Origin of the sequence: Mumia zhuanghuii, from assembly GCF_042681565.1 — a bacterium.
Classification (GTDB): domain Bacteria; phylum Actinomycetota; class Actinomycetes; order Propionibacteriales; family Nocardioidaceae; genus Mumia.
Genome location: NZ_JBHUFT010000008.1, coordinates 1882373 through 1898461 on the forward strand (window position 1 = coordinate 1882373; position 16089 = coordinate 1898461).

At 71.3% G+C, this 16089-nt stretch carries 11 protein-coding genes; 7 read left to right on the plus strand and 4 right to left on the minus strand.

The window, feature by feature from the left end; all coding sequences use genetic code 11:
- The first annotated feature begins 53 nt into the window (after positions 1 to 53).
- On the plus strand, positions 54 to 1505 hold the full coding sequence (locus ACFSDF_RS17520; RefSeq protein ID WP_167250499.1) for a basic amino acid/polyamine antiporter: 1452 nt from the start codon (positions 54 to 56) through the stop codon (positions 1503 to 1505).
- Positions 1506 to 1526: 21 nt separating this feature from the next.
- Complete coding sequence (locus ACFSDF_RS17525) at positions 1527 to 2783, plus strand: arginine deiminase (RefSeq protein ID WP_167003420.1); 1257 nt, start codon at positions 1527 to 1529, stop codon at positions 2781 to 2783.
- A gap of 31 nt (positions 2784 to 2814) precedes the next feature.
- Here ACFSDF_RS17525 and ACFSDF_RS17530 read toward each other — a convergent pair whose 3' ends face one another.
- Complete coding sequence (locus ACFSDF_RS17530; protein ID WP_167003418.1) at positions 2815 to 3690, minus strand: RNA polymerase sigma-70 factor; 876 nt, start codon at positions 3688 to 3690, stop codon at positions 2815 to 2817.
- A complete protein-coding gene (locus ACFSDF_RS17535; protein ID WP_167250503.1) occupies positions 3687 to 4274 on the minus strand; it encodes a carboxymuconolactone decarboxylase family protein in 588 nt (195 codons plus the stop codon). Before ACFSDF_RS17535 ends, ACFSDF_RS17530 begins: the two co-directional genes overlap by 4 nt.
- A 160-nt stretch (positions 4275 to 4434) precedes the next feature.
- Here ACFSDF_RS17535 and ACFSDF_RS17540 point away from each other — a divergent pair, with 160 nt between their 5' ends.
- From ACFSDF_RS17540 to ACFSDF_RS17560, 5 genes are all read left to right on the plus strand, one after another.
- Complete coding sequence (locus tag ACFSDF_RS17540) at positions 4435 to 6969, plus strand: FtsK/SpoIIIE family DNA translocase (RefSeq protein ID WP_167250505.1); 2535 nt, start codon at positions 4435 to 4437, stop codon at positions 6967 to 6969.
- Position 6970: 1 nt separating this feature from the next.
- Positions 6971 to 8602: a helix-turn-helix domain-containing protein gene (locus ACFSDF_RS17545; protein WP_167003412.1), complete on the plus strand. Its 1632-nt coding sequence runs from the start codon at positions 6971 to 6973 to the stop codon at positions 8600 to 8602.
- Between the two features lie 79 nt (positions 8603 to 8681).
- A complete protein-coding gene (gene pgsA / locus ACFSDF_RS17550) occupies positions 8682 to 9314 on the plus strand; it encodes a CDP-diacylglycerol--glycerol-3-phosphate 3-phosphatidyltransferase (RefSeq protein ID WP_167003410.1) in 633 nt (210 codons plus the stop codon).
- Positions 9311 to 9808: a CinA family protein gene (locus ACFSDF_RS17555; protein WP_167003408.1), complete on the plus strand. Its 498-nt coding sequence runs from the start codon at positions 9311 to 9313 to the stop codon at positions 9806 to 9808. The genes pgsA and ACFSDF_RS17555 overlap by 4 nt, the downstream gene beginning before the upstream one ends.
- A 99-nt stretch (positions 9809 to 9907) precedes the next feature.
- Positions 9908 to 10204, plus strand: a complete 297-nt coding sequence (locus ACFSDF_RS17560; protein WP_167003406.1) for a helix-turn-helix domain-containing protein — start codon at positions 9908 to 9910, stop codon at positions 10202 to 10204.
- Positions 10205 to 10453: 249 nt separating this feature from the next.
- On the opposite strand, the gene ACFSDF_RS17565 is transcribed toward ACFSDF_RS17560, so the two are convergent.
- Positions 10454 to 11275 (minus strand): Fpg/Nei family DNA glycosylase, encoded by an 822-nt coding sequence (locus ACFSDF_RS17565; protein ID WP_167250509.1) that lies wholly within the window; start codon positions 11273 to 11275, stop codon positions 10454 to 10456.
- Between the two features lie 3 nt (positions 11276 to 11278).
- Positions 11279 to 15910 (minus strand): ATP-dependent helicase, encoded by a 4632-nt coding sequence (locus ACFSDF_RS17570; protein WP_377158502.1) that lies wholly within the window; start codon positions 15908 to 15910, stop codon positions 11279 to 11281.
- Positions 15911 to 16089: the final 179 nt, after the last annotated feature.

The window sequence follows — 16089 nt, forward strand, 5'->3', positions numbered from 1 at the left end:
CGCAGCGCCCGCACCCCTAGCCTCACCCCTGACAACACGAGTCAGGGAGAGCCATGAGCGCGACTGACGCAGAGGCACCGTCGACGGCCAACAAGATGAGCCTCCCGACGCTCACCGCGATGGTGGTCGGCGGCATGGTCGGCGCGGGCGTGTTCTCGCTGCCGGCGCGGTTCGGCGTCGCGACGGGCATCCTCGGGTCGCTCATCGCGTGGGCGATCGCGGGTGCGGGCATGCTGATGCTGGCCTTCGTCTTCCAGAACCTCGCGATCCGCAAACCCAACCTCGACTCTGGTGTGTTCATCTACGCCAAGGCAGGGTTTGGCGACTATGCGGGTTTCAACTCCGCGATCGGGTTCTGGGCGAGTGCGGTCGCGGGCAACACGTTCTACTGGGTGTTCATCACCGCCACGCTCGGCGCGTTCTTCGACGGCTTCGGCGACGGCGACACGCTCCTCGCGGTGGCGCTGGGGACGGCGGGCGTGTGGTGCTTCCACTACCTGATCGCCCGCGGGGTGCGCGACGCGGCGATCATCAACCGGATCGTCACCGTCTTCAAGATCCTCCCGATCATCGTGTTCATCATCGTGCTGTTCGCGAACTTCGACGCGGGCGTGTTCGCCGACAACTGGACCGCGTACGGCTACGGCGACCTCGGCAACCTCGACGAGCAGGTCCGCAACACGATGATCATCACGACGTTCGTGTTCATCGGGATCGAGGGCGCGAGCGTCTACTCGCGCTACGCCAAGAAGCGCTCCGACGTCGGACGCGCGACGGTGCTCGGGTTCCTCAGCGTGCTGTCGCTGTTCGCGCTCGTCACGCTGTCCAGCTATTCGGTGATGCCGCAGCCGGAGCTCGCCGACACCCGCCAGCCCTCGATGGTCGGCGTCTTCGAGTCGGTCGTGGGCAACTGGGGCGAGGTCTTCATCAGCGCCGCGGTCATCGTGTCGGTGCTCGGGGCCTATCTCGCGTGGACCCTGATGGCCGCCGAGGTCATGTACATCCCGGCACGCAACGACGACTTCCCGCGGTTCCTCGGCCAGGAGAACGAGAAGGGCACCCCCATCACGGCGCTCGTTGTGACGTCGCTCGGCGTCCAGGCACTCCTCGCGCTCACCCTCGTCATCGAGGACGCGCTCAACTTCATGCTCGACCTGAGCACGAGCCTCGCGCTGCTGCCGTACCTCCTCGCCGCCGCGTACGCCCTCAAGCTCGGCCTGACGGGCGAGGCGTACGAGGGTGTCTCCGCCCGCACACGTCGTACGGAGACGATCGTCGCCGGTATCGCCACGGCGTACACGCTGTTCCTCTTCGACGCCGCCGGGCTCGAGTTCCTCCTGCTGTCGACGCTGATCCTCGCTCCGGCGACGCTCCTGTACGTCAAGGCGCGCACCGAGAACGGGCGCCGCCTGTTCACCCCCACCGAGATCGCGCTGTTCGTCCTCATCGTCGTCGGAGCGATCGCCGCTGTCACCGCGCTCTGGACCGGCCGCATCACCCTCTGACCTCCTCAGAAAGGCACCGCCATGACCGAAACGGCCCCCGCAGGCTCGTACGGAGTCCACTCCGAGGTCGGCCGGCTCCGCAAGGTGCTCGTCTGTCGTCCCGGGCTCGCGCACCGGCGGCTCACCCCGACGAACGCCGACGACCTGCTGTTCGACGACGTGATGTGGGTCGAGAACGCGCAGCGCGACCACGCCGACTTCGTCAACAAGCTCACGAACCGTGGCGTCGAGGTCGTCGAGCTGCACGACCTGCTCGCGCAGACGGTCGCCGTCCCCGAGGCACGTGACTGGCTGCTCGACCGCAAGATCGTCGCGAACGAGGTCGGGCTGGGGCTCCTCGACGGCACCCGGTCGTACCTCGAGACGCTCACCCCGGCGGCCCTCGCCGAGCTGCTGATCGGCGGCATGGCGACGGTGGACCTGCCCGAGGACTACCGGACCTCGTACCTGGCGATGGCGCGCGAGTCGACCGGCGTCCAGGAGTATCTGATGCCGCCACTGCCCAACACGCTCTACACCCGTGACACGACGTGCTGGCTGTACGGAGGAGTGACGCTCAACCCGTTGTTCTGGCCGGCACGGCACGACGAGACGCTGCTGATGAAGGCGATCTACGGGTTCCACCCGGACTTCGTCGGCTCGACCGTCTGGTGGGGTGACCCGGAGCTCGACTGGGGGCAGGCGACGTTCGAGGGCGGCGACATCATGCCCGTCGGCAACGGCGTCGTGCTCATGGGCATGAGCGAGCGCACCTCGCGGCACGCGATCACGCAGGTGGCGCAGGCGCTGTTCGCGCAGGGCGCGGCCGAGCGCGTCGTGGTCGCGGGGATGCCGAAGCTGCGCGCCGCGATGCACCTCGACACCGTCTTCACGTTCGCCGACCGCGACGTCGTCACGCTGTACCCGCGGATCATGGACGCCGTCCACACGTTCTCGCTCTTTCCGAGCGACACCGAGCCTGGCGTCGAGGTCGTCGACGAGGGGGAGGGGCGGTTCGTCGAGGTCGTCGCGCAGTCGCTCGGGCTGCCGGAGCTGCGGGTGATCGAGACCGGGGGCGACGTGTATGCGTCGGAGCGCCAGCAGTGGGACTCCGGCAACAACGCCGTCGCGCTCGAGCCCGGGGTCGTGTTCACGTACGACCGCAACACGGAGACCAATGCGCTGCTGCGCAAGGCCGGGGTCGAGGTCATCACGATCGTCGGCGCCGAGCTCGGGCGCGGGCGCGGGGGCGGGCACTGCATGACGTGCCCGATCGTGCGCGATCCGGTGGCCTTCTGACCGTACGGGCGGTGGTGGGCGGGGCGCTGGCTCAGCGCGTCAGCGCGGCCTCCTCGCCGAGTCGGCCGAGCTTGTGCGGGTTCGCGACGGCGTAGAGGCGCGTGATCCGGCCGTCCTCGACCACCACGCTGACCACGCCGGCGGCCGCGCCATCGAGATCGACCCGCGCCGCAGGTGCACCGTTGAGCCACGTCGGCGACATCGTGTACGCGGCCTGCTGCCGCGAGAACGCCATCAGCAGACGCGCCACACGGTCGGCGCCGACGATCGGCCGCTTGGCTGCGGGGGCGAGCCCGCCTCCGTCGCCCACCGCGACGACGTCGGGTGCGAGCACGTCCATCAGTGCTTGCAGGTCTCCTCCGCTCAGCGCCGCCATGAACTGCTGGACGACCGCCTCCTGTTGCCCCCGGTCCACCGTCGCGCGCGGGCGCCGCTCGGCGACCCGCGTACGGGCACGGTGCGCGATCTGCCGCACCGCAGCCGGAGACTTGTCGACGGCCTCCGCGATCTCGTCGTACGGGGCCTCGAACACCTCGCGCAGCACGAACACGGCCCGCTCGGTCGGCGCGAGCGTCTCGAGCACGGTGAGCATCGCGAACGACACGCTCTCGGCGAGCTCGACGTCGTCGGCCACGTCGGGGCTGGTCAGCAGCGGCTCGGGGAGCCACTGGCCGACGTAGTCCTCCCGGCGCCGCGACACTGTGCGCATCCGGTTGAGCGACTGGCGGGTCACGATCCGGACGAGGAAGGCGCGCGGGTCGCGGACCTCGGCCCGTGCGGACGCGTCGAGCCCGGCCCACCTCAGCCACGTGTCCTGGACGACATCCTCGGCGTCCGCAGCGGAGCCGAGCATCTCGTACGCGACCGTGAACAGGAGGCTGCGGTGGGCCACGAACGGGTCGGTCATGCCGGCGACGTTACGCCGCTCGGGGTCGCGAGCGGTGCCAGACCGCAGGCGGCCGCGTAGCCCTGACCTTCGATGCCGAGCGCGACGTTGCCGCGGGCCATCTGGTTGGCGATCGCGATCCAGGTCGTCAGCTCGACGAGCGCCGGCGCGCCGAGCTGGTCGAGCAGCCGTGCGGACAGCGCGTCCGTCACGGTCGGCGGCGTCTGCGACATCGCCTCGGCGTACTCCAGGACGTCACGCTCGAGCGACGTGAACACGTCGGACTCGCGCCACCGCGGCACCTCGCGGGCCTTGTCGACGTCGAGTCCCTCGTGGTGCGACTGGAAATAGCCGAGGTCCAGACAGAACGAGCAGCCGATCAGTGAGGCGACAGCCATGTGGGCGTATGACTTGAGGCTCTTGTCGCACTTGTCCCACTTCGCGGTCTTCGTGCTGAGGGAGAGGCTGGCCTTGAGGACCGGCGGGTTGTTCCAGAGCACGCCGAGCCCTTCGGGGACGTCACCGAACATCTTGCGGCTGAACCTCTTCACGGCGGCGCCGTACAGGCCGGTGATCTCGGTTGGCGGTACGCGGGTGGTGGTCATGTTTCCTCCTCGGTGGGGTGGTCTTGGCATGAAGACACCGCCCGACGTCGACGTGTGACAGCCGGCCGCGCGCCCGCCGACGGACGGCCCGTACGGAACGGCGGGGACGCCCGGCGTGGGATACCGCAGAACGGCGTGGCGCGCCCTTAGGCTCGCCAGCATGGCGAGCCGTACGTCTTCCCCACCGCGAGGGTCGTCCAAGAAGAAGAGCTCGCGGTCGTCCGGAGGCCAGGACCGACGTCCGCAGCAGCGCGGCCGTGGCTCGACCAAGCGTCAGCCGCCGGCCCCGCCGCCGAGGACCGGCCCTGGTCCGTTCGTCCGTGCCCTCAGCGTGATCGGGCGCGGCATCGGTGCCCTCTGGATGGGCCTCGCCCGCATGACCGGGGCAGTCATCCGCAGCATCGGCACGGCCGCACGCGACCTCGACCCGGAACACCGCCGCGACGGGATCGGTCTCGCGCTCATCGGGCTCGGCGTGGTCGTCGTCGGGGCCGTGTGGTTCCAGGTCGACAGCCCGGTCACCGTTGCCGTCGCCGAGGCCGTCTCCAACAGCGTCGGCCTGCTCGCCTGGACCGTGCCGCTGGCGCTGTTCGTGGTCGGCGCCCGGACGATGCGCGACCCGGAGGCCAACGGTCCGCTCGGCCGCCAGGTGATTGGCTGGGCGGCCCTCGCCGGTGGCACGCTCGGGATCGTCTCGATCGCCAACGGCATCCCCAAGCCGTCCGAGGCGGGTGGCGACGGCATCCGCGATGCGGGTGGCGCGATCGGCTTCGGCGTCTCCAAGCTGCTCGACGACCTGCTCCGCACGTCGTACGTGACCGTTCCTCTGCTGGTCCTGCTGGCGTTCTTCGGTCTGCTGGTCGTCACAGGCACGCCCGTCTACCGCATCCCCGACCGCATCCGCGGCGCACGCGACCTGCTCCTCGGCCGCCGTCACGTCGAGCCCGATGCCGCCCCCGCCGGGCCCGCCCGCAAGCGCGCGCCGCGCGGCGGTGCCGGCAGCGACGTCCCGTACGACAACCCGCTCGTCGTCGGCGCCGACGACGAGCCGACCATCGACACCGGGGCCCGCAAGGGCAAGGCCAAGGCCAAGAACGCGCCGAGCCCCGACGACGACACCGTCGGCGTGGAGGTCCCCGCGGCGGCTGCCCCGCCCGACGACGAGCCGGTCGAGCTGCCGCCGATGACGCCGCTGCCGGCACGCGCCGAGCAGCTCGCGCTGTCCGGCGACATCGTCTACACCCTCCCGGCCAACGACATGCTCCGCGAGGGCACCCCGCACAAGGCGCGCACCGCGGCCTCCGACGCCGTCGTCGCTCGGCTCACGACCGTGCTCGAGGAGTTCGCCGTCGATGCCGAGGTCACCGGCTACACGCGAGGCCCGACGGTCACCCGGTACGAGATCGAGCTGGGCCAGGGCGTCAAGGTCGAGAAGATCACCGCGCTCGCCAAGAACATCTCGTACGCCGTCGCCTCCAACGAGGTGCGCATCCTCTCGCCGATCCCCGGCAAGTCAGCGATCGGCATCGAGATCCCCAACACCGACAAGGAGACCGTCTCCCTCGGCGACGTGCTCCGCTCCAACCGGGCGCGCAGCGACCACCACCCGATGGTCGTGGGCCTCGGCAAGGACGTCGAGGGTGGGTTCGTCGTCGCCAACATGGCGAAGATGCCGCACCTCCTCGTCGCTGGCGCCACCGGCTCGGGCAAGTCGAGCTTCATCAACTCGATGATCTCGTCGGTGCTCATGCGCTCGACGCCCGACGAGGTGCGGATGATCCTCGTCGACCCCAAGCGCGTGGAGCTCACCGCGTACGAGGGCATCCCGCACCTCATCACGCAGATCATCACCAACCCCAAGAAGGCCGCCGAGGCGCTGCAGTGGGTCGTGCGCGAGATGGACCTGCGCTACGACGATCTGGCCAACTTCGGGTTCCGCCACATCGACGACTTCAACAAGGCCGTACGTGAGGGTTCGGTGAAGGTCCCTCCGGGCAGCGAGCGCGTCCTCGCCCCGTACCCGTACCTGCTCGTCGTCGTCGACGAGCTCGCCGACCTCATGATGGTCGCGCCGCGCGACGTGGAGGACTCGATCGTCCGCATCACGCAGCTCGCGCGTGCGGCAGGCATCCACCTCGTGCTCGCGACGCAGCGGCCGTCGGTCGACGTCGTCACGGGCCTGATCAAGGCGAACGTGCCGAGCCGGCTCGCGTTCGCGACGTCGTCGCTGGCCGACAGCCGCGTCATCCTCGACCAGCCCGGTGCCGAGAAGCTCGTCGGTGGCGGTGACGGACTCTTCCTGCCGATGGGCGCCAACAAGGCGGTGCGCATGCAGGGCGCCTGGATCACCGAGAAGGAGATCCGCGAGGTCGTCCAGCACTGCAAGGACCAGCTGCAGCCGGTCTATCGCGAGGACGTGACCGCGCCTCAGACCACCAAGCGCGATCTCGACGACGACATCGGCGACGACCTCGATCTGGTGCTGCAGGCCGTCGAGCTGGTCGTCAACACGCAGTTCGGATCGACCTCGATGCTGCAGCGCAAGCTGCGCGTCGGCTTCGCGAAGGCCGGCCGCCTGATGGACATCCTCGAGTCACGTGGCGTCGTCGGCCCCAGCGAGGGCTCGAAGGCGCGCGACGTGATGATCAAGCCGGACGACCTGGACGAGGTCCTGGAGACGCTGCGGGGAGAGTGACATGACGGATCGGCTGGAGCAGGGACGAACGCCCGACCCCGCAGGTACGGGGGCGGGAGAGGTGCTGGAGGTACGCCGCAGCGCCGGCGTGCTGGCCCTCGTCGCGGTGGGTGCGGGTGTGCTCGCGATCGCGTACGCCGTGCGCGCCGCCGAAGGGTCGATGCTGCTCTGGCTGGTCGCGGGACTGCTCGCGGGCGGCGGCCTGCTCGCCGGGCGCGGCTGGTTCGACGCCCGGAGCCCGCTGCTGGTCGCGGACTCGCTCGGGGTTCGGGTCCGGCACGGTGACGCGTGGCGGGGCTTCCCGTGGGCGGACGTCGACCACATCGTGCTCGCGGAGCCGCGCGGCCTGCTCGCGGACGGCGCGATCGACGTGGTCGCCTCCGACGGCACGGCGTTCGTGGTGCCGCTCGGGCTGGCCGTACGGGCGAGCAGCGAGGACGTGGCCGCCGCCCTGCGGCAGCTGTCGGGCGACGACGAGATCGTGGTCGAGCCGGACCCGGATCCGCAGGACGGACCCGATCCCGCCGCCCCCGTCCCTCCCGTCCCCGATTCGATCCCTCCCGTCCCCGATCCCGCCCCTCCCGTCCCCGATTCGGTCGATTCTCCACCGAATGACGAGCCGGATCCGGTGGAGAATCGACCGAATCGGGGACGAGAGGGCGGCCCTGATCTTGTCGAACCCACCGTCAGCGCCCCTGCCCGGATCGACCTCGGCCTGGTCCAGAGCGTGGGCAGCTCCGCGCTCGCCCCGGGATACAAGGTCGTCACCGCCCTGCGTGCCAGCCGTGGCCGCCCCGAGCTGGTCATCGATGCCCCGGCGGCACGCGTTGCCCCTCCGCTCGTGGTCGACGAGCCAGCGCCCGAGTCCGAGCCGGAAGACGCGGAGTCTGAGACCGTGCAGACCGTTCCCGGCCTCGGCGACCTCCTCCGTACCGCTCGCGAGAGCGCGGGAGTCTCGATCGACGGGCTTGCTGAGCGCACCCGTATCCGCCCTCACGTGATCGAAGCCCTCGAGGCTGACGACGTGTCGGCCTGCGGGGGCGACTTCTATGCCCGCGGGCACCTCCGCTCACTCGCCCGCGCCCTCGGCGCCGACCCCGCGCCGTGGATCGCCCGCTACGACGCCTCGTACGCCCAGGCCCCGATCCCGGCTCGTGCCGTCTTCGAGGCCGAGCGTGCGACGGGCTCGCAGACCATCCGCGTCGCCCGCGGCGGCCGGAGCTGGCTCGCCGTGACTGTCGTCGTCCTCGTGCTCGCGATCATCTGGGGGATCGGGCAGCTCGTCGTCGGCAACGGGGACGATGCCGGCGCCCCCGCGGCCGTCCCGACCGAGGTCGCGCCGCCGCCTACCGACCCGTCGTCGCTGGCCGGTCTCGGTGCCCCGACCACGAACCATCTCCTCATCCGTGGCAAGGAGAAGAAGCCCACCAAGATCACCGTCACCGACGGGACGGGCGCGACGATCTGGACGGGCGACATCGCCAAGGGGGAGTTCAAGCGCGTCAGCGTCGTCGGGCCCGCCAAGGTGTCCGTCGGCAGGGCCGACGCCGCCACGGTGGCGGTGAACGGTGGCAAGGCGCGGCGCGTCGCAGACGGCTCCGAGAAGGCGTCGACCACGGTCGGTGATTCTTGAGGGTGGCGATAGGCTGGACGGAGGTCATAGGGCAGGGGCACCAGACGACCTGCACCCCCGTCCCAGCCCGAGGAGAGAGATGAACGACTCATCGACGCCCGCTGCCACGCAGGCGCCGAGCAACTACAACATCGCGAACGCGTTGACCGTCCTACGGATCGCGTTCGTGCCGTTGTTCGGGTGGCTCCTCCTCATCGACGGAGGAGACGACACCGGTCTTCGTCTGGCGGCCTTTGCGGTCTTCGTTGTCGCGATGGCCACCGACCGCATCGACGGCAACCTCGCACGCAGCCGCGGCCTCATCACCGACTTCGGCAAGATCGCCGACCCGATCGCTGACAAGGCGCTCACGGGCATGGCGTTCGTCGGGCTCTCGATCATCGGCGCTCTGCCGTGGTGGGTCACGATCCTCGTCCTCGTCCGCGAGTGGGGCATCACCGTGATGCGCTTCGGCGTCATCCGGTATGGCGTCATGCCCGCCTCACGCGGTGGCAAGCTCAAGACCGTCCTTCAGGCCGTCGCGCTCGCCGCGTACGTCTTCCCGATCGAGGCGCTGCTGCCCGACTGGATGATGTGGTTCGCCTACCTGACGATGGGTGCGGCCGTTGCGGTGACGATCGTGACCGGTTTCGACTACATCGCTCAGGCCGTACGCATGGTGCGCGAGTCCAAGGCGAAGGACGCTCCCGAGCAGGTCGCCGGCCGCCCGTGACCGCGCCGGCTGGTGCTGATCCTGCCGCGCTGATCGCCGAGCTCCGCCGGCGTACGGAGTCGCTCGCGCTCGCAGAGTCGCTGACCGGGGGAGCGCTGTGCGCACGCCTGGTGGATGTCTCCGGGGCGTCGGACGTCGTGCGCGGGGCCGTCGTTGCGTACGCGGCAGACCTCAAGGCCACACTGTTGGGTGTGGATGGACGGCTCCTCGAGGAGCGCGGCACCGTCGATCCGGGAGTCGCCGAGGCGATGGCGCAGGGTGTGCGTGACCGCCTCGGTGCCACGTACGGGCTCGCGACGACTGGCGTCGCCGGCCCGGGCCCGGCCGAGGGCAAACCCGCAGGCACCGTGTTCGTCGCGGTCGCCTGGCCGGGAGGAGTGCGAAGCCTGGGTCTGGCGCTCGACGGTGACCGCGGCGCCGTGCGGAGCGCGTCCGTCGACGGCGCGCTGGCGCTGCTCGCCACCGTGCTCGGCGAGGGGCGAAACGCCCGCTGACGTGAGCACGTTGCCGGTGTGCGACCGGGAGCGCATAGAGTGGTGGGAAGAACACGGCTCGACGAGGAGTTGTACCAAGTCTGAGAGCGGAGGTGTGAGATGACGGTGCTTCGACGTTTGATCGGCGAGGTCCTGCGGGCTCGCCGGATGGCCAAGGGCCTGACGCTGCGCGACGTCTCCGCTGCTGCTCGGGTGAGCCTGGGCTACATCTCCGAGGTCGAGCGCGGCCAGAAGGAGCCCAGCTCCGAGCTCCTCGCCGCTCTCTGCGACGCCCTCGACGTGCCGATGTCGCAGGTCCTGCGCGACGTGAGCGCGCTCATGGAGATCCAGGAGCAGTCGACGATCGACGCCTCGATCGCGCTGGCGCCTGAATCCGACTCCGTCGGCGTCCGCTGAGCTCGGCTGCCTCGGAGCACCTGGCCTCTGCGCAGTCAGCCTTGGCAACTGCGCGGTGCGCCGATCCCGCCTCGCGTCCGTCGACGGTGACCGTCGAACGTATCGCATACGCCGGCCCGCTACTCTCGCCGGACCTCCTGGTCAATTCGTCGCTCTCGGCTGACCGCTGATGGTGCGGCTGTCGCCCTCTGCGTCCGCGTTGTGAAAGCAACCTGACCGTTTCCGCCGGTCAGTTCGGTCAGATTGCCTTCACAACGCGGACGCGACGACGACGGAGGTGGGGGAGGGCTGGCAGTGCGGGCACCAGTACGTGACGCGCTCCTCGACGCCGTGGGTCTGCGTCACGACAGGGGTGCGCCGCTCGATGCGTGTGCCGCAGCGGCGACACGGCTCGCCGCCCCGCCCGTACACCCACGTGCGCTGACCACGCCGGTCGATGCCCGTGGTGACGATCGCGGGGTAGTCGCGGTTCGCGAGGAGCATGCGCCGCGCCGTCGTGACCGTACGGGCGAGGTCGGGGTCGTCGCCGACCGTGGTGTCGGGGTGGAGCCCGCGGACATACAGGATCTCGTTGCGGAAGATGTTGCCGACACCCGCGAGGTTGCTCTGGTCGAGCAGCGCCTCGCCGAGGTTGCGTCCCGGGTCGGAGACCACCCGACGCAGCGCCTCGGCGGCGTCGAACTCCGGATCGAGCAGATCGGGGCCGAGTCGCGCGCGGACCGCGTCGGCCTGCTCGAGCGACAGCAGCTCGACCGTCGGCAGCAGGAAGCCGACGGCCTGGACACGCTCGGTCGCGAGCACCACCCGCGCCTCGTGCGCCGGTCGAGACCAACGGGCACCAGCGTCGTACGTCCGCCACGAGCCGTCCATGCCGAGCCGCGTGTGGAGCGAGACGTCGCCGATCCGGGCGAAGAGGTGCTTGCCGCGGCTCGTCACGCCGTGCACCGCCTCGTCGGCGAGGTCGAGGGTTGCGAGCTGGGGGACGCGGAAGTCGGTGCGGACGAGGGTGGCGCCACGTAGCGCCTTGTCGAGCCGGCGTGCCGTACGCCAGACGGCGTCGCCCTCGGGCACCCGTCAGCCCCGGATCCGCAGGCCGCGGGGGGTCGCGTGGAATCCGGCGCGGGCAAGCGCGTCGCCGAGGGCCGTGCCGAGCACCGCCTCGCCGTCGGCCTTCTCGACGGTCAGGCGTCCGAGCGCCCCGTCGCGTACGGCGGTCGCGAGCGCGTCGATCGCGGGCTCCAGCCGAGCAGCGCCCTCCGGATCGTCGAGGTCATCGAAGGTGAGCAGCGTCCGGCCTCCGCGCTCGACGTACAGCGACAGTGCTCCGTCGACGAGCACCACGAGTGCTCCGGCCTTGCGCCCGGGCCGGTGCCCGCCGCCGGTCTCGGGCCAACCGAGCGCGGCCCCGTACGGGTTGGCGGGGTCGGTCGCAGCGAGCGTCACGGCGCGGCGCTCGGCGTCCTGGCCGGGTTCGCGGGCGTACGAGCGCAGGCGGTCGACGGCGCCGGCGGTGGCGAACTGTGCCGCCCCGAGCCCTTCGACGAAGTAGCCGCGACGCGCGCGCCCGGCCTCTTCGAACCCGCTCAGCACCTTGTAGACCGCGGCGAACCCACCCGTCACGCGTTCGCTGACGGCGGTCCCGCGCGTGACGATCCCGTGGCGCTCGAGGAGCTGCTCGGCTGTCGCGTGGGCGCGGAGGGTCGGGTTGTCCTCGGGGCGGGGGATGAGCGCCCAGCGGCCGCCGGCGGTCGGCGGGCCCGTACGGGAGGGCATCGTCGGTCGCGCGAACGACGGTGAGCGGCGGCCGCGAATGCGTGGAGCGCTTCGGGCGGTGCGATGGGCCGTACGGCCGGCGCCGATCAGCGTGCGCAGCGGCGCGAGGGTGTCGTTGGTGAGGTAGCCGGCCCAGACGAGGTCCCAGAGCGCGTCCGCGAGCTCGGTGTCGTCGACGCGAGCCGGCTCGGTGCCGGAGCCCAATGCTCCCGCGGCGACCGCGTCGGCGAGCTGGCGGAAGAAGTAGGCCCCCCCGGTCTGGACGACCCCCAGCACGGCTTCCTGGAGCGGGCTGAGCTCGAGCTCGGACGGCGCGGCGAGCGTGAGCGGCGCGGTGTCCGCGAGGTGGAGCGAGATCCAACCGTCGTTGCCGGGCAGTGCGCCGACCCCGGACCAGACGACCTCGCCGGCCGTGGTGAGCTCGTCGAGCATCGCGGGGGAGTAGTCGAGCACGCGTGAGCGCAGGACCAGCGGCTCGAGCGCAGACGCGGGGACCGACGATCCGGCGAGCTGCTCGATCGCGGTCACGAGCCCGTCGACGCCGCGCAGACGCCCACCGACGTGCTGCCAGGCGGGCAGGAAGCGGCCCAGCGTCTCGGGAGAGACCGGCTCGACCTCCTTGCGCAGCGCCGCGAGCGAACGCCGCCGCAGCCGCCGCAGGACCTCCGCGTCACACCACTCCGATCCGCCGGCGCCGGGCGTGAACTCGCCCTCGGTCACGCGCCCGTGGCCGGCGAGGCGGCGCAGCGTCTCGGACACGACGGCCACTCCGAGGCCGAACCGCGAGGCGACGTCGCTGGCGACGAACGGCCCGTGCGTACGGGCATAGCGCGCCACGAGGTCGCCCAGCGGGTCGTCGACGGGCTCGACGAAAGCATTCGGCACTCCCATCGGGACAGGCGTGCCGAGGGCGTCGCGCAGTCGCCCCGCATCCTCGACGGCGACCCACCACTGGGTGCCCTCGCCGACGCTGGACGGCGCCGCGACCCGGATCACGCGGCGCGCTTCGGCCAGCGACACCAGCCATGCCGATGCCTCGGACGGCTCGGTGCAGCGCTCAGCGACCTCCTCGGACGTCATCGGCCCGAGGACGCGGAGCAGGTCGGCGACCCCCTCGGCGCCACGGGCGCGCCGGTCCGGCACGAGCCGTTGGAGCTCGGCCTCGATCTGCGCGATCACCTCGGCGTCGAGCAGGTCGCGCAGCTCGGCACGGCCCAGCAGCTCCGACAGCAGCGATGAGTCGAGCGAGAGGGCCGCGGCACGACGCTCGGCCAGCGGGCTGTCGCCCTCGTACAGGAACGCGGCGACGTAGCCGAACATCAGCGACTTCGCGAACGGCGACGGCTCCTGAGTCGCGACGTCGACGAGGCGCAGCTGACGGCTCTCGAGGTCGCGCATCATCTGCACGAGAGACGGCACGTCGTACACGTCCTGCAGCACCTCGCGTACGGTCTCGAGCACGATCGGGAACGTCGGGTAGCGGCGCGCGACCTCGAGCAGCTGGGCGGCACGCTGGCGCTGCTGCCAGAGAGGGCTGCGGCGTCCGGGATCACGGCGGGGCAGCAGCAGCGCCCGCGCGGCGCACTCGCGGAACCGCGCGGCGAACAGTGCCGAGCCGCCGACCTCCTCGGTGACCAGGTCCTCGATCTCGTCCGGCGTGAACGCGAACAGCTCGCCGCCGGGCGGCTCGGCATCGGTCTCGGGAAGGCGTACGACGATGCCGTCGTCGCTGGCCATGCTCGCGGAGTCGAGGCCGTATCGTTCGCGCACGCGCGCCCCCACCGCGAGCGCCCACGGGGCGTGTACCGCAAGGCCGAGCGGGGAGTGCAGGACCAGACGCCAGTCGCCGAGCTCGTCGCGGAACCGCTCGACGACCAGCAGCGTGTCGTCGGGGACGCGTCCGGTCGCCTGCTTCTGCTCGTCGACGAGGGCGAACAGGTTGTCGATCGCGTATCGGTCGAGCCCCGCGGCCTCGCAGCGTGTCCGGGCCTGGTCGCGGGCGCCGGTCGCCATCGCGCGGGTGAATGCGCCGAGCGCGCGGCCGAGCTCGATGGGCCGCCCGGGGTTGTCGCCGCGCCAGAACGGGAGCCGCCCGGGCTGACCATACGCGGGGGAGACCAGAACTCGGTCGTGCGTGATGTCCTCGATGCGCCAGCTCGTGGCGCCGAGGGCGAACACGTCGCCGACGCGCGACTCGTACACCATCTCCTCGTCGAGCTCGCCGACGCGCGCACTGCCACGGGCGGTGGACTCGGCACCGACGAGGTAGACGCCGAACAGCCCGCGATCGGGGATCGTGCCGCCCGAGGTCACCGCGAGACGCTGGGCGCCGGGGCGGCCGGTGAGCGTGCCGGCGACGCGGTCCCACACGATGCGCGGGCGCAGCTCGGCGAACTCGTCCGACGGGTAGCGGCCGGCGAGCAGGTCGAGCGTGGCGTCGTACGCCGAGCGGGGGAGTGTCGCGTACGGGGCCGCACGGCGGACCGTCTCGTAGAGCTCGTCCACGTCGAGCACGTCGAGCGCGCACGCGGCCACGACCTGCTGGGCGAGGACGTCGAGCGGGTTGGTCGGGACGGACAGCTCCTCGATGGCTCCCGAGACCATCCGCTCGATCGTGACCGTGGCTTGGAGGAGGTCGCTGCGGTGCTTGGGGAAGACGACGCCGCGCGAGACCTCGCCGACCTGGTGGCCGGCACGTCCGACGCGCTGCAGGCCGCTCGCGACCGACGGCGGCGACTCGACCTGGACGACGAGGTCGACCGCGCCCATGTCGATGCCGAGCTCGAGGCTGGAGGTCGCGACCACGCACGGGAGACGGCCGGTCTTGAGATCGTCCTCGATGAGGGCGCGCTGCTCCTTGCTGACGGACCCGTGGTGGGCGGCTGCCAAGATCGGCGGCGCGACCGTGGGCGCCGGGCTGGCCGCCGTCACCGACGCACCAGCTTGGGCCATTGTCTGCGCGGGAGTACGCGGTGCCGGGTCGACGCCCTGCCTCGCGGCGTGGATCTCGTTGAGGCGGGCGGTCAGCCGCTCGGCGAGTCGGCGCGAGTTGGCGAAGACGATCGACGAGCGAGCCTGCTCGACGAGGTCGACGACCCGCTCCTCGACGTGGGGCCAGATCGAGGCCTGGTCGCGGGGATCGGGGTCGTCGCCGTCGTCTGTGCCCGTACGTGTGGGGAGCGCGGTCATGTCTTCGACGGGGACGACGACCGAGAGGTCCCAGCGCTTCTGCGACTCCGGCGCGACCACGCGCACCGGGGCGGCGCCGCCGAGGAAGCGCGCGACCTCGGTGTGCGGGCGTACGGTCGCCGACAGGCCGATGCGTTGCGCGGGTCGGTCGAGGAGCGCATCGAGGCGCTCGAGGCTGAGCGCGAGGTGGGCGCCGCGCTTGGTGCCGGCGACCGCGTGGACCTCGTCGACGATCACCGCCTGGACACCGCGCAGCGTCTCGCGGGCGGCGGAGGTGAGGACGAGGAACAGCGACTCCGGCGTCGTGATGAGGATGTCGGGAGGACGGGTCGAGAGCGTACGGCGTTCGGCGGGCGTCGTGTCTCCGGAGCGGACGCCGACCGTGACGTCGCGAGGCGCGGCCGACTCGCCGGTGGCCGCGAGGCGCTTGGCGGTCTGGGTGATGCCGACCAGGGGGGAGCGCAGGTTGCGTTCGACGTCGACGGCGAGGGCCTTGAGCGGCGAGACGTACAGGACGCGCGTGCGCTGCTTGGGTTCGTCGGACTCCGGGCCGGTGATGAGCTGGTCGAGCGCCCACAGGAACGCCGACAGCGTCTTGCCGGATCCGGTCGGCGCGACCACGAGGGCGTTGCTGCCCTGGGCGATCGCGTCCCACGCGCCGGCCTGTGCGGGGGTCGGGGCCGGGAACGCGCCGCGGAACCACGCCGCGGTCGCGGGCGAGAAGCGGTCGAGCACATCGGGCACCCGTCCATCCTGCCTCGCGGGGCTGACACGTTCAGGTGGCCCGCCCCGCGATTTGACGCGTTGCCCACCGAATGCGCCCCGCGAACGGTGGGCAAGGCGTCAAATCGTGGGGCGGACGGGGCGCCGGGCGCGCCGATATCGACAAGACAACTGTCAGCAGACATCCCTAAGGTCGAACG